General features: G+C 40.7%; 5 protein-coding genes. 3 read left to right on the forward strand and 2 right to left on the reverse strand.

Annotation, left to right across the window (positions count from 1 at the left end; all coding sequences use genetic code 11):
- Positions 1–256 precede the first annotated feature (256 nt).
- The 3 genes from G614_RS28920 (at position 257) to G614_RS0123765 (ending at position 1,448) form a co-directional block, all read left to right on the forward strand.
- The gene (locus G614_RS28920) at positions 257–448 is read left to right on the forward strand and encodes a hypothetical protein (protein WP_242828205.1); all 192 of its coding nucleotides are present in this window, start codon (positions 257–259) and stop codon (positions 446–448) included.
- 132 nt (positions 449–580) lie between these two features.
- The gene (locus G614_RS31590; RefSeq protein WP_027643866.1) at positions 581–895 is read left to right on the forward strand and encodes a hypothetical protein; all 315 of its coding nucleotides are present in this window, start codon (positions 581–583) and stop codon (positions 893–895) included.
- Positions 896–1,124: 229 nt separating this feature from the next.
- The gene (locus G614_RS0123765; protein WP_027643867.1) at positions 1,125–1,448 is read left to right on the forward strand and encodes a hypothetical protein; all 324 of its coding nucleotides are present in this window, start codon (positions 1,125–1,127) and stop codon (positions 1,446–1,448) included.
- Here the strand turns inward: G614_RS0123765 and G614_RS0123770 are convergent.
- Positions 1,432–1,734 (reverse strand): hypothetical protein, encoded by a 303-nt coding sequence (locus G614_RS0123770; protein WP_242828206.1) that lies wholly within the window; start codon positions 1,732–1,734, stop codon positions 1,432–1,434. The two genes, G614_RS0123765 and G614_RS0123770, sit on opposite strands and share 17 nt — an antisense overlap.
- Before the next feature lie 160 nt (positions 1,735–1,894).
- On the reverse strand, positions 1,895–2,356 hold the full coding sequence (locus G614_RS0123775; protein WP_027643869.1) for a GyrI-like domain-containing protein: 462 nt from the start codon (positions 2,354–2,356) through the stop codon (positions 1,895–1,897).
- Between the last annotated feature and the right edge of the window lie 339 nt (positions 2,357–2,695).

Consider the following 2,695-nt stretch of genomic DNA (forward strand, 5'->3'; position numbering starts at 1 on the left):
AAACGTGCGCCCAAAGCACGGACACGTAAGCCAAGAAATCAGATTACTACCAATGCTTAAATTGTAAGCTTATTTAAATCGAGTTGTACTAGTTTATTAGAGCCTTTGTTTGTATCTCTTGACTTTTATTTCTTACAAGTATAATATTTCTAAAAGTAATGATTGGATTTAAATCTTTAAATTGTAATATAAATATTTTTGAAGAGTATTTATATCCTGCATTTGAAAATTGTCCAGAAAGGTTGGTCTGACAGAGATGAAAAAGGTGGGAAAACAGAGGCTGTTTATTGCTGCAGGTATCCTTATTCTTACAGTGACCGGATGCGGCAGAAAAACACAGGAAAATCATGATATGCCACAACAAGCAGCGGTCAGCGAAGAACATTTGGAAAGAGAACAACCGAAAGAGAACTGTAATGGAGTATTAAGGAAAAATCAATTCGGATAAAAATTGATGACCATAAATTTAATCACGGCATCCGTCTGATTGATATAAGTATGTCCGATTAGGAATCAAAGGTGAGGGCATCCCCCTCTGCAAGGATATGGTTTCCGGCTTCTGTCTGAAGGAGAGTTCCCCTTGAATCATATAGATATACTCCTGCGCCTTTTCCGAATGACCGATGGAGGCATTGGAGCTGTGGGCATCCAGCTCGGCGTAAAACAGTTCGAAATTGCGGACGGGTGTACTCCCAAAATGACAAAAGACACGGTAATGTTCTGTTTCACCTGTCTGAACAGCCGGTTCGGATTTTCGGACAACCGCAGTTTCCTGCTCGATTCCATCCATGAGCCTTGTATAGGGGACATTCAGCCCATTGGCAATTTTCCAGAGGGTATAACCTGCTGTCTTAAGACGGAAGATGATTATTTAGAGGATGCGACACAATCATAAATATGTATGAGTGTCTGATCAATGTAGGCTGTTCTTCTATTGTCTAACGTGTAAGGAAAGAGATAAGGTAGGATAATATAAGAGGGCAGGAGTATATAAATTACCAGAAGTGGAATGGCCGCCCTGTATCTAACTGGGCAATGGTGCGGAACCAGCTTTCCATGAATGTCAAAATCCAGGCCCGCATCATGAAATATGAGAATTACTGATTGCATACAGGAGGGCCCCCATGAATTACTATGACTATTTTCCAGAAGAAGAGCACATGGATGAAGATGTGCCGATGGATGAGTTTATAGCCGAGGCAACAAGGACAGACATCCGTTTCCAAACATTGGCAGAAGAATTACAGTTTCTTAGGACAGCAAGAGTCACTCTAAACAACGAACTTTTTACCTGCTACGAATATCTTCGGGAGCGTGGGCTGCTTGAATTATACCAAGCAACAACTGCCATAAAAATACTCCTTTTCGATAAGAATTGTCATATCTGGATTCTTCCCTTCTTGTTTCTTGTAGCTGAATTTGTTTTTCTGTTTAATTCCATCGTTTGAACACAATAATTTCCGCATCAGCTCCATAGCCACTGTACTCAGACACCATGAGGTACTTCTCGTCAGCAATAATTCCATAACATCTGTCGCTGCCCTCTTTATACAGCTGGTTCCCTAAATAAATCTTGTTGTCATCCCAAAACTTTACCATCTGGCCGTTTGGAAGGGCATATTCAATATTGGCAAAGGAGCCTTTGAGTGCATGAAGCTCTGTCACTTCCTCCATATCCTGAATATGAAGAGCATGAAAGGCCGCAATCAGCTTTTCTTTCAATTCATTTAACACAGTCCCGCCTCTTTTACAGCATTGTGCAACAAGGCATTCTGATCCAAAGGGCTGGCCTCCTGTTGCAGCACATCCATTACAAGTGCTGTTTAATTCGCATTTCGTACAATCAATTCCGCAGATAGAATTCATTCTATTTTCCTCCGTAAACTCTTATTTTTTACAATTTTTTAATCGGGAAAAACATATATCCCTTCCCAGTCTGTGGACAGGTAAAATCGTGAACTGCCCCGACCAATGTAATATCATTATCCGCCAGATATTGTATTACTTCTGGAAAAATACCATCGTTTTCACGTTCTACATAGATATATTCATAGCCGGGAATTACCCACTTTGTCCAACCATCAGGGGCTTCTGCATCATCATTGCACTCCACTCCCGCAAGGTAAAGTCCTTTATTAAAGCCTTCCCAAGGCTGAAAGGAACGGGAAAAATCAGACATTGCACCCCATATTCCGCTAATGTTCCCATTTTCATCTTTCTGTGCCAAATGCTGAACTTCTCCAAAATGTGAATTCGCTTCATCCCATAGCTTCTGAATAAAGCCTGCTCCGTCTGTTGTTGCCCCCTCTTTTCCTATTACAATAAAGGACTCTTTTTTGCATCTTTCGATTTTCATTGATTTGTCATTCCTTTCGCTTTATGTTCAATACTCCAAAATATATATTTCGTCCCCTTAGTTTCAGTTTAACTCATCACCAAACTGGAATTGAACAAAATCGCTGCGCGATGGCCTGCCAAGGCTATAGCATCTCGATTTTCTGTTTTTTGTAACAAAAAACAGTCATCCGGCTTTTTCACATATCTGTCATAGCGGCTTTGCTCAATGACCGTGCGTCCCAATAATGTAATTGCCTTTGCCGGTGTTTATGATACACTAGAATTACCGAAAAAAAGCGTCAGAATTCCCTGAAAAGAGCAAGGGAAATTCCCTAAAAAAGGCGGGACATATTGAATC

The sequence above is a fragment of the [Clostridium] clostridioforme AGR2157 genome (assembly GCF_000424325.1).
GTDB classification, from domain to species: domain Bacteria; phylum Bacillota; class Clostridia; order Lachnospirales; family Lachnospiraceae; genus Enterocloster; species Enterocloster clostridioformis_A.

Coding starts and splice junctions, on each gene's coding strand:
- G614_RS28920 (WP_242828205.1), top strand. CDS start 257: ATGAAAAAGGTGGGAAAACAGAGGCTGTTTATTGCTGCAGGTATCCTT.
- G614_RS0123765 (WP_027643867.1), top strand. CDS start 1,125: ATGAATTACTATGACTATTTTCCAGAAGAAGAGCACATGGATGAAGAT.
- G614_RS0123775 (WP_027643869.1), bottom strand. CDS start 2,356: ATGAAAATCGAAAGATGCAAAAAAGAGTCCTTTATTGTAATAGGAAAA.